Here is a 16,470-nt window from a genome sequence, read left to right as displayed (position 1 = left end):
AACGCTCTCAATTCGGCCCGATTACCTTGGACCTAAAGTTCCGCCTCTCACTGAAGGTTCTCGGAAGTTCACCTTCCTGAGCCCCATAACGCGTGCTCCGCCCCTCCAGCAGTGAAGATGAAACCATGATTACAGATCACTTCATCAACCTTCGTTACGCCGGAGCCGAAAGTCCGCACCACTTAGCCCTCCAGTGCGGTGAGCTCACCCAGATAGCGCCCTGGGTCGCCGTTCCCACGGCCACCTGGAGGCAATGGGTGCGCCATAAACAACAATTCGCCAAAGTAGTCGCTGCCGGGTGGAGCACCCACCGCGCCGTCCTCATCAGTAAATCGGCCGCGCGGCTGTGGGGAATGTGGGTAATTTCCAGGAAAGGGGAGGAGGTGGAGTTAGCGGTGCCTTCGGGAAGCGTTCCCCCACGCAGGCTCACCGCGAAGGGCTATCGGTACCGCCGGGTAAAGTCCCTCCAGGAATCCACGGTGACGGTAGCAGGTGTGCGCACCACGCATCCCGCCCGCACCTGCCTCGAAATCGCCCGGCTACACGGCTTCCCAGATGGCCTGGTAGCTACCGATTCTGCTCTCAGGCAACACGGCGTCACCACCTATGACTTGCGCGAAGAACTGGCAAGAATGCAGCGCACTAGGGGACAAGCAGCCATGCGTAAGGTTATCGAGCACGCGTATGGCGGATCGGAATCGCCCTATGAGTCCTATCTGCGAGCCCTCATTATCGAGCGTTTCCCGCAGGTGAAAATTGAGCCGCAGAAACCGCTGCTCGGGAACTATCGGGCGGATCTCTGTCTCGATGGCTGGCTGGTGGTCGAGGTCGATGGCGATGCCAAATATGACGGTACCTACGGCAAGGAGCCCGTCCACGTGGTCAAGCAGCAGATAAAAAGGCAGCGAGCGCTAGAAAACCGCGGATACGTGGTGCTGCGCTTTGGTTCCAGCGAGGTGAAAGCGTCGGACGAGGCATTGCGGATAATTGCTAGCCACTTGGGAAAACGCGGCAGGAAAGTAGCCTAGATCACCCCCGCGCCACCCCACAAAGCATAAAAGTTGTTGAACAAAAGGCATAGCAACCCTTAAGATGATGCGCATCACAAATTTAATGCGACCTGCATCACGAAAGGTAAAATCTAGTGAGTGCTGAGACATCACACGCCACTCCGGCGCGGGCGGAGGACAAGACCCCGCCAAAGGGCCTCGGCGCCATGGCCGGTGCCATGTTCCTCATGGCCACCTCCGCCATCGGTCCGGGATTTTTGACCCAGACCTCGGTCTTTACCGTGCAGATGGGGGCTTCTTTCGCGTTTGCGATTATGCTGTCCATCCTCGTTGACATTGCCATCCAGCTCAATGTGTGGCGAGTGCTGTGTGTAAGCGGCATGCGCGCAAATACCTTGGGTAATACCGTTCTCCCCGGCCTGGGCTGGGTCCTCGCCGTATTCGTTTTTATCGGCGGCGCGGTCTTCAATATTGGCAATATCGCCGGTTCGGGCCTCGGTATCAACGCGATGCTGGGCATCGATGCGCGCATCGGCGGCGTCATCGCCGCAGCTATCGCCGTCTTTATCTTCCTCTCCCGCAAAGCCGGCATGGCACTTGACCGCCTTGTTGCCGTCCTCGGTGCGGTCATGATCCTGCTCATGCTCTACGTCGCGGTGGTCAGCCAACCACCGGTGGGCGAGGCACTAAAGAATACCGTCGCGCCAGGCGAGATTGACTTCTTCGTCATTACCACCATCATCGGTGGCACCGTGGGCGGCTATATCACTTTTGCCGGCGCGCACCGACTCATTGATTCTGGCCACACCGGCGTGGAAAACGTCAAGAACATTACCTATACCTCGGTCAGCGGCATCGTGGTAACCGGCATCATGCGCATGCTCCTCTTCTTGGCGGTGCTCGGCGTGGTAGCCACTGGGGTGGCGCTTTCCGATGACAACACCGCGGCCGATGCGTTCTACCATGCCGCTGGCGAGTTCGGCCTGCGTGCCTTCGGCGTAGTCCTCTTCGCTGCCGGTTTGTCCTCCGTTATCGGTGCGGCCTATACCTCGGTGTCCTTTGTGACCTCCCAGGAGACCTCGACGCGCACCCGTAATATCCTCACCATAGTCTTCATTGTGGTGTGCACGGTGGTCTTCGTGGCCATTAACTCCGCTCCGCAGAAGCTGCTCATCTTCGCTGGTGCCATCAACGGCCTTATCCTGCCCATTGGCTTTGCCCTCGTGATGTGGGTGGCCTGGCGCCGCCGCGACCTTTTGCATGGTTATAAGTACCCCAAGTGGCTTCTGGTCATTGGCGCCTTGGCGTGGGTACTGACCATCTTTATTGGTTTCAAGGCCTTTTCCGGCATCACCGAACTATGGGCTTAATGCGGACCCCGGAGCAGGTGCGCGAGTATGCGCGCACCCATGAAATGGCCACCACCGCTGGCCATGCCCGTGGCTTTATGCAGGCTAATCTGCTGGCGGTGCCGCAGGAATACGCCTTCGATTTCTTGCTTTTTGCCCAGCGCAACCCCAAGCCGTGCCCAATTGTGGGCGTGCTAGAGGCGGGGCAGTACACCTCCGAGCTACTTCCAGGTGGAGATATCCGCACCGATATCCCCGCCTACCGCGTCTTTGAAAACGGTGAGCACAGTGCCACGCTTGGCGACGCCACCTCGTACTACACCCCAGACATGGTCAGCTTCCTTATCGGCTGCTCCTTTACCTTTGAAACTGCCCTGCAGGATAACGGCATAGAGGTCGCGCACATTGCCCAGCAGCGCAATGTTCCGATGTTCAAGACCTCGATTCCTACCACCCCGGCCGGGGTCTTTTCCGGGCCCATGGTGGTGTCTATGCGGCCTATCCCGGCCGCGCAGGTCTCCGATGCCGTGCGCATTACCTCCCGCTACCCCTCGGTTCATGGCGCCCCAGTGCACGTAGGTGACCCAGCGGCCATCGGCATTGCGGATCTCTCGTGTCCAGACTTTGGCGAGCCGGTAGAAGTACCAGACGGCTGCCTACCGGTCTTTTGGGCCTGTGGAGTCACCCCACAAGCCATCGTGATGGAATCCAAGCCGCGCCTGGCTATCACGCACGCGCCGGGGCAAATGTTAGTGACAAATGCCCGCGATCAAGATTTTCTCATTCCTTAATCCTCGAGCACGGCGAGGATCTTGCCGCACGTATTCATAAGGCTGTCATGCGTAAGCGTGGCAGCCTCATCCCGTTTTCCATCTGCGATGAGCGTGGCCAAGGTGATATTTCCTTGAATATGGTCCGCATGTAGTTGCGGGTAGCGCGGGATGGCCAAGAGGAAGGTAAGCCGCATGCGGGCGAGTAGATTATCCATCTGCTCATTCAGGGTGGGGGAGCCTAGCGCGGCCACCAGCGTGCGGTGGAAGCGCTGATTGATGGCGGAGACTTCCTGGTGCTCGCCGCGCGCCGCGTAGTCGAAGGCAGAGGAAGTGAGGGTGACGAGTGAGGGGGCGTCGGCAAAAGCGCCCCAACGCACCGCCGCCGGTTCGATGGCTGCGCGGGCGGCGAAGAGATCACGGATATAGTCTGCATCTGGCATTGCGAGGAAGACACCCCGGTTGGGGATGCGCTCGACAATGCGCTCCGCGGCGAGCCTCGTGAAGGACTCACGCAGGGTATTGCGCGAGCAGTTGAAGCGTTCGGCTGCCTTGACCTCGCTGAGGCGCTCGCCGGGCTGGAATTCGCCTGCGGAAATGGCTTCGCGCAACGCGGAGGCGACAGACTGGGAAAGCATGCTCACAACTGTACTAAAAAGTTGTGCACCTCACATTGAATATGAGGTGTACAACCCTACACGAGCATTAATCGATGGTCGCAATAACCTTCGAGGAATCCAGACGGTCTCCCTCAGCAGCCAAGAGCTTGATGGTGCCGCCGCGCGGCGCCTTAATAGCAGATTCCATCTTCATGGCCTCTACGGTGGCGATGGCATCGCCTTCGGCTACGGTATCGCCGTCCGCGACGTTCCACGCCACAAGGTTGGCCTCGAATGGGGAGGTGACTGCGTTGTCATCGGTGGACTGCGCACCAGCCGAAGATGGTGCCGTGGATGCAGAGCCGCCGGCCGAGGCGGCGCCCGGTGCGGCAAGGAAATCTACTGGAACGCCAACGTTGACCAGCTTGCCATCGATCTCCACGGCAACATTGCGACGCTGGGTGTAGATGGCTTCGACCTTTTCCACCTGGTTGGCGGCAGATGGGCGGTAGTTGTGGTCAACCCAGTCAGTAAAGACACCAATCTCGGAAGCCCCCGCGGCAGCGGCATCCTCTGCCGGAGCAGCGGTACCGATGAGCGCGGGCTCATCCATCATGTCGCGGTGGAACGGCAGCACGGTGCGCACGCCGGTGACGGTGAATTCGCGCAGGGCAAAGCGGGCGCGGGCCAAGGCGATCTCGCGGGTCGGGCCCCATACCACCAGCTTGGCAATCAGCGAATCATAGTAGGGCGGGATGATGGAGCCAGAGCGTACCGCGGAATCAACGCGGATGCCCGGGCCGGTCGGCGGCTCGAAGGAGACAATGGTGCCAGGGCACGGAGCGAAGCCATTGAGGATGTCTTCGGCGTTGATGCGGAACTCAAAAGCATGGCCGTGGGATTGTGGATCCTCATCGAAGGACAGCGGCTCGCCGGCCGCGATGCGGAATTGCTCAGCGATGATATCGGTGCCGGTGACTACCTCAGTAACGGGGTGCTCGACCTGGACTCGGGTATTGACCTCGAGGAAGGAAATGGTGCCGTCCTCGGAAACGATGTATTCCACGGTGCCGGCACCGACATAGCCCACCTTGGCGCAAATGGAGCGGGCGCCTTCGATGATGCCGTTGCGTTGGGCGTCGGAAAGCGCGGGTGCTGGGGCTTCCTCAATGAGCTTTTGGAAGCGGCGCTGGGTGGAGCAATCGCGGGTGCCGAGCACGCGGACATTGCCGTGCGTATCGGCCAGCACCTGGGCCTCGACGTGGCGCGGGTGGGTGAGGAACTTTTCTACGTAGCACTCGGCGCGGCCGAAAGCCTCCATGGCCTCGCGGCCAGCGGAGTTGAACGCGCCCTCGATTTCTTCCATGTTGTCCACGACCTTCAAGCCACGTCCGCCGCCACCATAAGCGGCCTTGATGGCAATGGGCAGACCGTGCTCTTCGGCAAAGGTGCGGGCTTCTTGCCAATCATCGATGGGATCAGAAGTACCCGGCGCCAGTGGCGCGCCGACCTCTTCGGCCACGCGGCGGGCAGCAATCTTGTCACCGAGTAACTCAATATGCTCGGGCGAAGGGCCAATCCAAATCATTCCGGCTTCAGTCACCGTGCGGGCAAAGTCGGCGTTTTCGGACAAAAAGCCATAGCCTGGGTGAATAGCATCAGCGCCGGCACGCACCGCGATATCAAGCAGCGCGGGTACGTTCATGTAGGTATCGGCAGCCGTATTGCCCGGCAGCGCATAAGCTTCATCTGCTACCTGGGTATGCAAAGCACCCGCATCTGCTTCGGAGTAAATGGCGATGGACTTAATGCCTAGGTCGCGGGCGACGCGGGCGATACGCACGGCAATCTCGCCGCGGTTAGCAATGAGGACGGTTTTAATCTGCATTTTTATCTCCAGTGTTCAAGGCTTGAGGTGCTACGAGTTCAAAGTTCACGCGTGCGCCGGGTGGCAGCTGCGCGGCAATATCGATATCTTCTTCCAACACGGTGGCGATGACGGGGTAACCGCCGGTCACAGCGTGATCGCGCAGGAAGACTACGGGTTTGCCATTGGGCGGGATTTGGATGGAGCCGGCGACCATGCCCTCAGAAGGCAGCTCGCCGTCTTTAACACGTTCAATCGGCTCTTCACCGTCCAGGCGCAGGCCCACGCGGTTGGAATCCGAGGTAACGGTCCATTCGGCTGCGAGGAAGGCGGAGACATTATCGCCAAACCAGTCATCGCGGGGACCGAGCACGCAGCGCAAGGTAGCGCGGGTCTTGCCATCGGAGCTTTCACGCACCCGCAATGGGTTAGAAAGCTGGGCATCGGTCATGCCGGTAGAGCGAGGCAGCACGCCGATGACATCGCCGGTGGTCACTGGGTCTGGGCCGAGGCCCGACAGGACGTCGGTGGCTGCGGAGCCAAGCTCGGATTCGGCGATGATGCCGCCGCGGATAGCCACGTAATTGCGCATGCCTACCGTTGCGGGATCCACCGTGACGGTTTGCCCGGCCGTGACCAGCACGGGGCGGGCGAGGTGAACCGGCATCTCACCGAGGCGCACACGGGCGGTCGCGCCGGTGACGCAAATGACGGTATCGGTAAGCGCGTGGAGCTTGATGCCGCCAATATTTTCCAGCACGGTTGCTCCGCGCGGGTTGCCCACGGCCACATTGGCGGTCGCGGCGGCGGCGCGGTCCGCGGCACCCGATGGGGTCACGCCGAGGTCGCCCACGCCTGGGCGCCCCAAGTCTTGGTAGAGAGTGAGTAGGCCGGCATCGATTACCTCCATGCGCGGCAGGCGGGCAGGAGCGCGTTTAGAGCGCGCAGAGTGATCGACTAGCTCCGGTAGCTTATCCACGCTGCGGTAGCGCACGCGGTCGCCCGGCTGTACCAAGGCTGGCGGGTTGGCATTGGAATCCCACATCGGCGTATTGGTGGTGCCCAGCAGCTGCCAGCCACCTGGGGAGACGCGTGGGTAAACTGCGGAAAACTCGCCTGCAATGCCTACGGCACCGGCCGGTACTGCGGTACGGGGGTTGGAGCGGCGTGGCACGGCGCGGGCCAAGGACGGATCCGAAGGCGCGCAGTACGTAAACCCTGGAGCAAAGCCACCGAAGGCGGCAGTCCACTCGGTGGAGGTATGCCAGTTGATGAGTGCCTCGCGCGAGAGGCCAAGTAGGTCTGCAGCCTCATCGACATCTTCTCCGTCATAGAGCACATCGATTTCTACCGTGCGCGCCTCTGCGGTCGCGGCTGTGGCAGGGGAAAAGTGTTGCAAAAATTCCGCCGCATCGCGCGCCGAATCGGGTGCCTCAAAGGTCAGCAGCAGGGTAGTGGCGGCCGCAATGCAGTCCACCTGATTCTTCAAAGGCTTGGCAGACAGCGCAGCGTGCCAGTCCATGACTTGGTTTAATCCCTCCAAGTCAATGAGCAATGCGCGAGTGCCCACAAAATTAATGTGCATTAGATGAAGCTCCGAATCTCGATACCCTCAGCCCACAAGCGCTCCACTACGCCGCGTAGCAGCTTCACCGCGCCGGGGGAATCACCGTGGGTACATACGGATTGCGCATCTACCTCGAGCTTCGTGCCATCCACGGCGGTAATCGAACCGGTTTGTGCTACCTCGAGCACTCGCTGTACCACCTCATCGGCGCTATCCAGCACCGCATTGGCTTCCTTGCGTGAGACGAGCGTGCCATCGGGGTTGTAATTGCGGTCCGCAAAAGCCTCACGGATGACGGTGAGCCCGCTTTGCTGGGCGACGTCCACTGCTACGCCCCCAGGCAGCAACATTACCGGCAAGTCACCAAAGGCCTTGATGCCCTTGATGACGCCTTCTGCCTGTGCCTTATCCTTCACGATCGCGTTATACATTGCGCCGTGCGGCTTTACGTAGGAGACCTTAGTGCCATTGGCGCGAGCCAAAGCATCAAGTGCGCCGATTTGGTAAGTCACCTCATCAGCGAGTTCGTTCGGGTTGTAATCAATAAAGCGGCGACCGAAGCCTGCGGCGTCGTTATAACCCACGTGCGCGCCTACGGTCACGCCGGCCTCTGCGGCTGCCTTAAGCGTGCCGGCAATAGAGTGTGGGTCACCCGCATGGAACCCGGTGGCCACGTTTGCTGAGGACACCATCTCCAGCATCGCCGCGTCATCTGCGACTGGGTTGCCTGCAGTGGTCTCTCCCAAATCCGCATTAAGATCGATATGGAGCGCGGACATTCAACACCGTCCTTAAGATTGTTGAACAATTCGAATGGGCTTAAGTGTAACCCTCGACACTGCCATTTGTGAAGCTGATTACGTTTGCGTTACCCGCGTGTACACCCCCACCCGTATACGGGAAACCGCCCCGTCTCGGAGAAGGGATCCGAGACGGGGCGGCATAGCTCGCTAGAGTCCAAGAGTTCCTAGGCCCTAGCTTTATAAATCTTTAGCGTCCGTAGTTCTGGACGGCGTAGAGCTTGCCTTCAGGGTTGATGGCAACGCCAACGCCGATGGTCTTGGCGCGTGGGTCCAGCATGATCTTGCGGTGGCCTGGGGACTCGTACCAGAGCTTTACTAGCTGCGCATCGGAGTAGTCGCTCCATGCCTGCAGCACGTTCTCACCGCCGGCCGGGATATTGGCTGGGTAGTAGTTCCAGTGCTGCGGGCGGTGGCTGAGCTTATCGGCGCGAACCAGCTGATTGGCCCAATCCTGGGCTAGGCCATTGAGCGCACCGTTGGCGCGAACCGGGCGCAAGCCGTGTGCCTTGCGGTAGTCGTTGGTGTAGTTGATGATGTTCTGGACCCGGCTGGAGGCTGGAGCGACCGGTTTTGCAGCGGCAGCCGGAGCAACGGGAAGATTGGCGGAAGGTACCGGAAGGTTCACGCCACCGAAGCTGCCCAAGGAGCTCGATGCCTCTGCAGGAGCTACGCCAACGCCGAGGGCGACGGCTGCCGCAAGTGCAGGAGCGACGAACTTCTTGGCGCAGAAGTGAACTTTGGGGGTAAACATAAGCGGTGCCTTTCTGCTGGAACCTAGCGGGTATCACAAGGGAGGGAATCGCGGGGTGTTCACGGCGAATTTCCGTTCCTCTTCACTTAAAATTTAATCAATTACCACAGGGTAAAAGCCAACTGACCAGCAATTATTAGGATTCCTAAAGATGATTTGCCGGAAAACTAATTACTTCTTAGTTATTTTTCGATTTGAGCTAGGAAACCCCTAAATTCCCTCAGTGACGGCGTTGAACGCCTCGCCCCACGGGGGTAATTTTCAATCCATATCTCAGGTTCCCGGAGAAATGAGGTTGATTTAAGGTATATGGGCCTAGTTTTAAGCCAGCCACCGGCGAAACTGGCCGGTTTCTTGCTAGAGCCTATGAAGAACCTTGTGGTTTCTGGTTGTCATAAGATTTATGAGATTCCACCATGTCGGCACATAGTCTCGCCTGAGCCTTTTAGGCGCATTGCCCCGTCCGTGGGGGCAGCAGAATCGCGGTATCTTCGCGCTGTTTAGACCTAAAAAGAGCGCTCAGCGGAGAAATCGCTGAGCGCTCGCAAAAGTAAGGCTCTTTAAGCCTGGTTGGTCGCGGCCGCCTTGTTAGGAGAGGGGGCGGGCGAAAGGGCCGAGGAAATGATGTCGGCGGCTTCCTTCCGGTTCCGTGCTCCGTGGAGTTGGGCGCGGAAGTCTTCCTTCATGATGTTGCGTGCGAGCTTGGATAATAGCTTGAGATGCTGCTTTCCGGCATCGTCGGGAACGGCGATAAGGAAGGCGAGGGTGGTTGGGTCCTCGCCCTCGGCCCACGTGACACCTTGGGGTAGGCGGGCGAAGGCAAGGGTGGGTACCTTTACCCCGGCAGACCGCGCGTGAGGAATGGCTACGCCGTGTCCCACACCGGTGGAACGGGTAGATTCGCGCTGCAATGCGGCGCTAGTGACCGCTTCCGCATCGGACATTCGCGGAGAGGTGAGCTTCACTAGGGAACGAATGACCTCTTCGCTGGAAGAGCCCAAGTCCTTATCCAGACTGATCGTGTCCACGGCTACCAGCGGTTTATCCTTGCGCTGCGTCAACCCTACTAGCAGGAGGATAAGGCCGGCACAGACCGCGATGCCGGCGAGCATGGCGATAAAGAAACCTACGACATTGTCTACGGCGCCGAGCGCCGCGACGATTGGCCCGCCGTGCATCACGTGGTCTTGCGCGCCAAATGCTCCGGCAAGTGCACCGGCTACGGCACCACCAGCAACATTGGCGGGAATAACCTGCAATGGACGTGCGGCAGCGAGCGGAATAGCGCCCTCAGTAATGCCGAAGAATCCCATGAACAATGCCGCGATGCCGGCATCATTTTCCGCTTTGTTAAACCAGCGGCGACGCAGAAGCGTCGCTACGCCCACGGCAAGAGGTGGCACAGCAATGGCGCAGGCCGCCATGCCCATCGGCGCCGCGTTGCCAGCCGCGATCATGCCGCCGCCAAAGAGGAAGGCTGTCTTATTGAAGGGGCCACCCATGTCGAAGGCAATCATGGCGCCAAGGATGAGGCCCAACACGATTACGGAGGATCCCTGCATGCCGGCGAGGTACTCAGTCATTGTTTCGAAAGCGGCCGAGACAGGTGCGCCAATGAGCAAGATAAAGATAAGGCCCACGATGAGTGTGGTGAAAATCGGGATGACAATGATGGGCCAGATCGGTGCAATGAATTTGTGCACTGGAATCTTCTTAATGGCTAGGGCCACATAACCAGACAAAATACCGGTGACAATGCCGCCCAAGAAGCCGGCACCCGTTTCAGACCCATATAGTGATCCGGTGGTGGCGATGAGGCCGGTGATAAGGCCAGGCGCAAGGCCCGGTCGGTCCGCGATGCCCACAGCGATGTAGCCGGAGAGAACTGGAACCATCAGTGAAAACGCCAGAGCGCCGAGTTCATTGACAGTGTTCCAGAAGCTATCTTCTGGAATCGCCATGCCCTCAGGCGTGGGGGTGCCACCGATAGAGAGGGCTACCGCAATGAGCAAACCGCCGGTAACCACGAACGGGATCATGTGCGAGACGCCGTTCATCAGCGCTTTGTACAAGGTCTGGCCAATACTATTTTTGCGGGGCGCTTCTTCTTCCTGGCTGTCTGTAGTTCCTTCCCAGCGCGCAGCGCTTAAGGACCTGCTTAGTAGTTCCTTTGGGTGTTTGATGGCCTCGTCCACGCCGGTGGCCTCGAGGCGTTTGCCATGGAAGCGGTCTTTGGAAATTACAGTATCGGCACCAATGACAATGGCATCGGCGTCTTCGATATCTTGCTTGCTAAAGGTTCCTTCGACGCCGATAGAACCGTGAGTTTCAATCTTGATGCGGTAGCCCAGTTCTTGGGCTGCGGCCTCAAGGTTCTCGGCCGCCATATAGGTATGCGCGATGCCCGTCGGACACGCCGTGATGGCGAGGATGAGGGGCGATGACTCTGAAGTGCTCATGAGTCTTATTAAACGGCAAACGTTTGCGTTGGCACAATAGGGGATTGTCATCTAATGCGCCGGTACGCTGGAAGCACCCGACCGCAGAAAGGGACGCCACGCCGTGAGTAAAGCATCGCCGGATAATATCTTGCTCTACCTGCCGCAAAAGCAGGAAGACCAAGTACGCGAAATCTTTGCCGGCCTTGCCCAGCGCGGCTTTCCCGTCCAACATCAACGCCCGCACATTACTGTGACCTTTTCACCGCACATGCAGCCAGAGGTCGTGGATTTAGCGGCGCAGCTGCTGCCGCCCGTCATACCGGCAGATTTCCGGCGGGTAGGAAACGTCATTTTCGGCACCAAGCGCAAGCAGACGGTGGCTTGGCTGCTTGAAACGACCGACGAGCTAGAAATTGCCGCGCGAAAAATCAGTGCCGCCAATCCGGACGGCCGCGGGCCGCGGTGGACCCCGCATCTGACCATGGGATTGCGCCTGCCGCGCGAGGAGGTTCCTGGCTATATCCACGCAATGGATGAGCTCACCTCATCGCATTTCAAGGAGTTTAGCGCCGTAGAAGCTGCTTATTGGCGGCCGCGCACGCAGGAAAAGACAGTACTGGCCGAGGCCTAGAGCAGGGCTTGTAGAGCACGGGCAACGCGCAGCACGGTCAGGTCCTCGCCCGGCTTGCCGACGACCTGCACCGCATCACCCACGCCTTTTTCCTCTTCGCCGCGCAGCGGCACCGTAATCGCCGGCCATCCAAGCACATTGAAAGGCTCGGTCCAGCGTCGCAGGCTCGCGGCCGATTCCGCGGTATTCTCCGGGGTGATATCGGACCACTTGAGGGGGCCGGAATCGAGGGTAGGGGTAAGAATAATGGGGGCATCGCCAAGCAGGGCAAGAGCCTTTTCGCGCAGCTCTTTCACGCCCTGTGCAGCTGCGTCATAATCTTCCTGGCTGATATTTTCTCCGCCCAGCACTCGCTGCAAAATGACATCCTGGTACCTTTCGCGCTGGTCCAGCAATGGCCGGTGGACATCATAGACCTCTTTCAAGCGCATCGGCTCGTAGAGCTCGGCCGTGGCGGCGATGGTGTCTTCCAAGTCCACGCCCTCGGTGAGCTTAAAGTCCGAGTGCTCTAGCACCGCCAAAAGATCTGCGAAGCGCTCTCCCTTGGCCTTGAGGGCCGTGACATCAAGAGCAGAAACATCCTGCGCCGCGGCCGGTTCCTCATCTGCGGTAGCAATAAAGGCCTGCTCAATGAGGTCAATTGAGCTGGCAAAGAATCCAATGCAATCAAAGCTCGGGGCGAAGGGGAAGACACCTTCTACCGGAATGAGCCCGAAGGTGGGTTTGAAACCCAGCACGCCCTGGCAAGCAGCAGGCACACGCACCGAGCCGGCGCTATCGGAGCCCACCGTAAGCTGCAGCGCGCCGCAAGCCACCAAAGCGGCAGAACCAGAGCTAGATCCACCGCCGCAGATTTCGGGATCGCGTGGGTTGATAACGCGACCGTAGGCCGAGGCATCGCCCAAAATGCCATAGGAAAACTCCTGCAGGTTCGCCTTCGCTACCGGCAGCGCACCCTTCGCCGTCAAACGCTGCACCACTGGTGCATCCTTGACCGGTGCGTGCCCAACTTTGACCTTGGTGCCGCAGGTAGTAGCTACGCATGCCACATCCACGATGTCCTTGAACGCCACCGGTTGCCCCATGAGCGTGGGTGATTCATCCACCGCGTGCTCATCAAACGGGATGATGGTAATCACCGCGTTAAAATCCTGCTGGGCTCGGTGCAGGCGATCAGAAAGTGTAGCCATAACGGAAGCTAAGTCCTTTCAACGTCGGCGTCCTCTGCTGTTTACTATGTATTAGAAGAATGCAGATGTTACTACCGTACATCAGGAATCGGTGAACAATTTCCCGTTTCTAGGCAAAGCACCGCTTGCATGGTGTTACCCAGCAAAAATCCCCAGTGCATCCCATGCCAGCCAGCCTCCTTCGCGGAGGGTGAAGACGAGCTGGTTCTCTCCTTCCTTCAGGGTATCTTCGGCGAGAGCAAACTCGATTGCTGCCGGTCGCAGCGGGGTCGGTTCCCCGCTGGCATCGCCTTGGCGCGAACCTTGCGTTGCGCCTTGCGGGAGCTCTATTTGTTTATGAAAATCATTAACCGTGATATCGAGAACACCGCCGAGCTTGGTGGTATCAATGAGCCATAGTGCCAGTGCCGCCTTTGAGGCAGGCTTATCCAATTTCACCGTCCACTTCAGCGTGTAGGATTTGCTGCCGGCCCATTTATCGCCGGGACCGGGGAGGAGATAAGGGACGTCGGCAGGCGTAGCATCCGGTCCAACGGTGATCGTCTGGTCTGGGTGCGCAGTGACGATCTTCTTGTAGTCCTTTGGCGAGTACTGGAACTCTGTGCCTTTTCGATCAAAGGAACCAATCGTGGCTAGCGCTTGGCCAGCAGTGACCGAAGGCAGGGAGGTAGACGTTGCCTTGCCAGAAGGAGCGGACTCGGTACCGGAAGCATCTACTACCTTGACGTAGTAGGACCACTTTTCACCGGCGACGTCGCGCCGGGAGTGGTGGAAAAAGGGGAAGATGGTCTTGCCCAACAGCACGTCTACACCATTGGGATCGGTGCCGATGACACGGTAGTGATCCAAGACGACGTCCCAGGAAACAGGCTCCCAAGTGACGTAATTTTCCATGAGCTGCGGTTCTGCCTGAATGTTAGCTACGGCCGGTGGAGCAGCACTCGCGGTAGGAGCTGGGGTAGAGGACCCTTGGTCAGAGGAATGTTTGCGGGAAGAACCGTGGCGAGAGGAAGAAGAGGAAAGCGAGCTAAAAAGTCCCATGATGAATTGTCCTTTCGGGGTTTAGAGGGAGCGCAGCGTGTGCTCGCCGGCATTGGTACGGAAGGAGAAAGCAGTCTCGCGCGGGGCGGTATCATCGCGCTCAATCCAGGGCACGACGACGAATTCGGAATCGAGGTGCTCGCGGGTAGCGTGCACTTTGATGTAGCCACGGCGCTTATCCATGGCCTTCACATATGGCTTTTCCAACCACTCGGTGCTCTTGGAACCGGCAAAGCCATCGCCATCGGAAGCAATGGAGGTGGCGACCAATTCCACGCCGACGGGCTGGCCCGATTCGGATTGAATCTCGGCAGCGCAGTGTTGGTGAATATCGCCGGTAAAGACAACGGGATCGCTTACCTTAGATAGGGACTCGATAAGGCGGCGGCGCGCTGTTGGGAAGCCGTCCCATTGGTCGGTGCTATCGGCGATTGGTACGACGACCACGCTATTGACCACCACGTTCCACTGTGCCGGGGAGGTGGCGAGCTTATCGTTGAGCCACTGCTCCTGTTCCGCGCCCAAGATGCTGGCATCCTCCGCGGATTCCTCGCGGTATTGGCGGGTATCGACCAGGTTGAAACGCATTAGCGTGCCCACGTCGAAGGAATCATAAATGCGGTTATTGGGGCCTTCGGGAAGCGCGGGCGGGGCGACCGGAAGATTCTCATAAAAGGCACGGTAGGCAGCTGCGCGCTGGTAGAGGAAGTGCTCGGCCTTGGTGCCAATCTCGGACCAATTGCCGGCGTAGTTATTTTCTACTTCATGGTCATCCCACACAATCGCCATCGCGGCGCGCGCATGCGCGGCCTGCAGGTGCTCATCAGATTTGAAGAGCGAGTAGCGCAGGCGATATTGCTCCAGAGTCTCCACCTTTGCCTTGAAAACATCGGGCACGCTTGCGCCCTGGCGCCACAAATTATCTCCTTCCACAATGCCGTATTCGTAGATATAGTCGCCCACGAAAATGGTCATATCCAGGTCTGGTTCCTGCGCAATATGCTTCCACGGGGTGAAATAGCCGTGATACCACGCTTGACACGAAGCTACGGTGAAGGTGAAATCATCCACCTTCGCGCCGGGTGCGGGCAGAGTTTTAAACCGACCTACTGGGCTTACCTTGCCATCCACGCGGAAGCGATAAAAATACTCAGTTGCCGGCTCCAGTCCAGTGACCTGCGGATGTACCGAGTGTGCCAGCTCGCGTTGGGCTAAGGCCTCGCCCTGCTTGACGACGTCCCCAAACCCCTCATCCTTCGCAACTTCCCAACCCACGCGGACATCGCCGCCGGTCATGCCGCCGTGACCATCCTCAGCCAGCGGTTCCGGGGCCAAGCGGGTCCACAGGATCATGGAATCATGCCGCGGCGTACCCGCCGCTACTCCCATGCCAAAAAGCTCCGAATCCTGCGGCAGATCCCCACCTCGTGACGATCCCCATGAGCTCAGACTCGACTGCGCACCCGCCTTTGCCGGTGCACTAATACCCGCAGCCACCGCCGCGGCCGACACGCCTGCAATCTGCAGGAAGTTACGACGATTAAAAGAAGAACGACTATTTGAATAAGGCATACAAAGCTCCACAAAAGGTTTAAAAGGAACTTTTCCAGCCTAAATAGCGGCAGTGAATCGCTGGTTAAATCAGACTTAACTGCAGTGGTCGTTGAAATTGAATAGAGTCTTGGATGTTGAATACGACCTAGTGTTAATGGAAGGGACTATTGTCTTATCAATAGCTACAAGTTCCCCTTGGGTGGCTACATCATAGTCTTTCTGATTGGAGCGTAACTTGAGGCCACCTTCGATAAGTCGAATCAAGCGTACGCCGGATTCAAAAGACTTTATCGCTAAATCTGTAGAGATAATTGTTCTACAACTGTACTTGCTGAGCTGTCTGCCTATTGACGACTTGGGCATATGCGAGGATGCGCCTTCTGACGTTTTTGCTGTCTCAGGCAGCGTAGTTGCGTAGTCAGGAAGAAGGTACCAAGTATCCGTTGAAAAGTATATACGATCGTAGAATTCGCTTGCTAATGAAAATGAAGAAAGGAACTTTTGAAAATAGTCCCCTTCTTGGTGATCCAGAACCTCTTGAATTCCGGTAATGCTTAGTGAGGGGGTTTCGGCGCAGGTTTTATAGGGGTCTTTTCGAGTCGGTTTACTAGTTTTATTAAGAACTTTTCTGGTGGAGCGGTGCCACCAGTACGCATACCCTACGGCGAAAATGGGGGATATGATCAAGGGCAAGAAGGAAACGAGTTTAGCCGCTAAAATAAAATTGAACAGCAAAATGAAATAAATAGACAAAAAGCCAAACAGGTAAGCAGTCACATCGTGCTGTCAAGGGGTGAATGCGCCACTTCGACCGGGAGGTAGTTGTGACGCGTTGGACTCCGAAGGATGTTAAGGATGCTGCTGTTGAGCGCGTGGTGGCAGGCGAGGCAGTTAGCC

General features: G+C 58.3%; 14 protein-coding genes. 4 read left to right on the top strand and 10 right to left on the bottom strand.

The annotated features are described in order from the left end of the window. Positions 1-125 precede the first annotated feature (125 nt). The 3 genes from MHK04_RS10060 (at position 126) to MHK04_RS10050 (ending at position 3,150) form a co-directional block, all read left to right on the top strand. Positions 126-1,028: an endonuclease domain-containing protein gene (locus MHK04_RS10060; protein ID WP_239208629.1), complete on the top strand. Its 903-nt coding sequence runs from the start codon at positions 126-128 to the stop codon at positions 1,026-1,028. Positions 1,029-1,216: 188 nt separating this feature from the next. Continuing rightward, the gene (locus MHK04_RS10055; protein ID WP_034656254.1) at positions 1,217-2,380 is read left to right on the top strand and encodes an NRAMP family divalent metal transporter; all 1,164 of its coding nucleotides are present in this window, start codon (positions 1,217-1,219) and stop codon (positions 2,378-2,380) included. Then, the gene (locus tag MHK04_RS10050) at positions 2,371-3,150 is read left to right on the top strand and encodes a putative hydro-lyase (RefSeq protein ID WP_198010446.1); all 780 of its coding nucleotides are present in this window, start codon (positions 2,371-2,373) and stop codon (positions 3,148-3,150) included. Before MHK04_RS10055 ends, MHK04_RS10050 begins: the two co-directional genes overlap by 10 nt. Here the strand turns inward: MHK04_RS10050 and MHK04_RS10045 are convergent. The 6 genes from MHK04_RS10045 to MHK04_RS10020 all read right to left on the bottom strand — a co-directional run bounded on the left by MHK04_RS10045 (position 3,147) and on the right by MHK04_RS10020 (position 11,175). After that, entirely contained in the window at positions 3,147-3,767 is a 621-nt protein-coding gene (locus tag MHK04_RS10045; RefSeq protein ID WP_200288135.1) for a GntR family transcriptional regulator, read from the bottom strand. The two genes, MHK04_RS10050 and MHK04_RS10045, sit on opposite strands and share 4 nt — an antisense overlap. A 67-nt stretch (positions 3,768-3,834) precedes the next feature. Continuing rightward, a complete protein-coding gene (locus MHK04_RS10040; protein ID WP_239208631.1) occupies positions 3,835-5,616 on the bottom strand; it encodes an acetyl/propionyl/methylcrotonyl-CoA carboxylase subunit alpha in 1,782 nt (593 codons plus the stop codon). Further along, positions 5,606-7,180 carry a 5-oxoprolinase subunit B/C family protein gene (locus MHK04_RS10035; protein ID WP_239208633.1) on the bottom strand — a complete coding sequence of 525 codons (1,575 nt, stop codon included), beginning with the start codon at positions 7,178-7,180 and terminating at the stop codon, positions 5,606-5,608. Before MHK04_RS10035 ends, MHK04_RS10040 begins: the two co-directional genes overlap by 11 nt. Then, positions 7,180-7,941 (bottom strand): LamB/YcsF family protein, encoded by a 762-nt coding sequence (locus tag MHK04_RS10030; protein ID WP_239208635.1) that lies wholly within the window; start codon positions 7,939-7,941, stop codon positions 7,180-7,182. Before MHK04_RS10030 ends, MHK04_RS10035 begins: the two co-directional genes overlap by 1 nt. 211 nt (positions 7,942-8,152) lie before the next feature. After that, positions 8,153-8,716, bottom strand: a complete 564-nt coding sequence (locus MHK04_RS10025) for a CAP domain-containing protein (protein ID WP_239208637.1) — start codon at positions 8,714-8,716, stop codon at positions 8,153-8,155. Between the two features lie 560 nt (positions 8,717-9,276). Beyond that, a complete protein-coding gene (locus MHK04_RS10020; RefSeq protein WP_239208639.1) occupies positions 9,277-11,175 on the bottom strand; it encodes a fructose-specific PTS transporter subunit EIIC in 1,899 nt (632 codons plus the stop codon). Positions 11,176-11,278: 103 nt separating this feature from the next. Between MHK04_RS10020 and MHK04_RS10015 the strand changes: the two genes are divergently transcribed. Continuing rightward, positions 11,279-11,788: a 2'-5' RNA ligase family protein gene (locus MHK04_RS10015; RefSeq protein WP_239208641.1), complete on the top strand. Its 510-nt coding sequence runs from the start codon at positions 11,279-11,281 to the stop codon at positions 11,786-11,788. Here the strand turns inward: MHK04_RS10015 and MHK04_RS10010 are convergent. From MHK04_RS10010 to MHK04_RS09995, 4 genes are all read right to left on the bottom strand, one after another. Then, positions 11,785-12,978 (bottom strand): amidase, encoded by a 1,194-nt coding sequence (locus MHK04_RS10010; protein ID WP_239208643.1) that lies wholly within the window; start codon positions 12,976-12,978, stop codon positions 11,785-11,787. The two genes, MHK04_RS10015 and MHK04_RS10010, sit on opposite strands and share 4 nt — an antisense overlap. Before the next feature lie 135 nt (positions 12,979-13,113). Beyond that, on the bottom strand, positions 13,114-14,019 hold the full coding sequence (locus MHK04_RS10005; RefSeq protein ID WP_023020738.1) for a polysaccharide lyase family protein: 906 nt from the start codon (positions 14,017-14,019) through the stop codon (positions 13,114-13,116). A 21-nt stretch (positions 14,020-14,040) separates the two neighbouring features. Then, a complete protein-coding gene (locus MHK04_RS10000; RefSeq protein WP_239208645.1) occupies positions 14,041-15,591 on the bottom strand; it encodes an alkaline phosphatase D family protein in 1,551 nt (516 codons plus the stop codon). Positions 15,592-15,666: 75 nt separating this feature from the next. Beyond that, entirely contained in the window at positions 15,667-16,350 is a 684-nt protein-coding gene (locus MHK04_RS09995) for a hypothetical protein (RefSeq protein ID WP_239208647.1), read from the bottom strand. Positions 16,351-16,470 lie beyond the last annotated feature (120 nt).

The sequence above is a fragment of the Corynebacterium nasorum genome (assembly GCF_022345765.1).
Lineage (GTDB): Bacteria > Actinomycetota > Actinomycetes > Mycobacteriales > Mycobacteriaceae > Corynebacterium > Corynebacterium kefirresidentii.
Note: the sequence above shows the minus strand (reverse complement) of the source record. Positions and strands in the feature narration are given on the sequence as shown.

Bases quoted from the DNA above. Each gene is read 5' to 3' on its own strand.
- MHK04_RS10045 (WP_200288135.1), bottom strand. From the start codon at position 3,767: ATGCTTTCCCAGTCTGTCGCCTCCGCGTTGCGCGAAGCCATTTCCGCA.
- MHK04_RS10030 (WP_239208635.1), bottom strand. From the start codon at position 7,941: ATGTCCGCGCTCCATATCGATCTTAATGCGGATTTGGGAGAGACCACT.
- MHK04_RS10025 (WP_239208637.1), bottom strand. From the start codon at position 8,716: ATGTTTACCCCCAAAGTTCACTTCTGCGCCAAGAAGTTCGTCGCTCCT.
- MHK04_RS10000 (WP_239208645.1), bottom strand. From the start codon at position 15,591: ATGCCTTATTCAAATAGTCGTTCTTCTTTTAATCGTCGTAACTTCCTG.
- MHK04_RS10020 (WP_239208639.1), bottom strand. From the start codon at position 11,175: ATGAGCACTTCAGAGTCATCGCCCCTCATCCTCGCCATCACGGCGTGT.
- MHK04_RS10040 (WP_239208631.1), bottom strand. From the start codon at position 5,616: ATGCAGATTAAAACCGTCCTCATTGCTAACCGCGGCGAGATTGCCGTG.
- MHK04_RS10050 (WP_198010446.1), top strand. From the start codon at position 2,371: ATGGGCTTAATGCGGACCCCGGAGCAGGTGCGCGAGTATGCGCGCACC.
- MHK04_RS10035 (WP_239208633.1), bottom strand. From the start codon at position 7,180: ATGCACATTAATTTTGTGGGCACTCGCGCATTGCTCATTGACTTGGAG.
- MHK04_RS10060 (WP_239208629.1), top strand. From the start codon at position 126: ATGATTACAGATCACTTCATCAACCTTCGTTACGCCGGAGCCGAAAGT.
- MHK04_RS10005 (WP_023020738.1), bottom strand. From the start codon at position 14,019: ATGGGACTTTTTAGCTCGCTTTCCTCTTCTTCCTCTCGCCACGGTTCT.
- MHK04_RS10055 (WP_034656254.1), top strand. From the start codon at position 1,217: ATGGCCGGTGCCATGTTCCTCATGGCCACCTCCGCCATCGGTCCGGGA.
- MHK04_RS10010 (WP_239208643.1), bottom strand. From the start codon at position 12,978: ATGGCTACACTTTCTGATCGCCTGCACCGAGCCCAGCAGGATTTTAAC.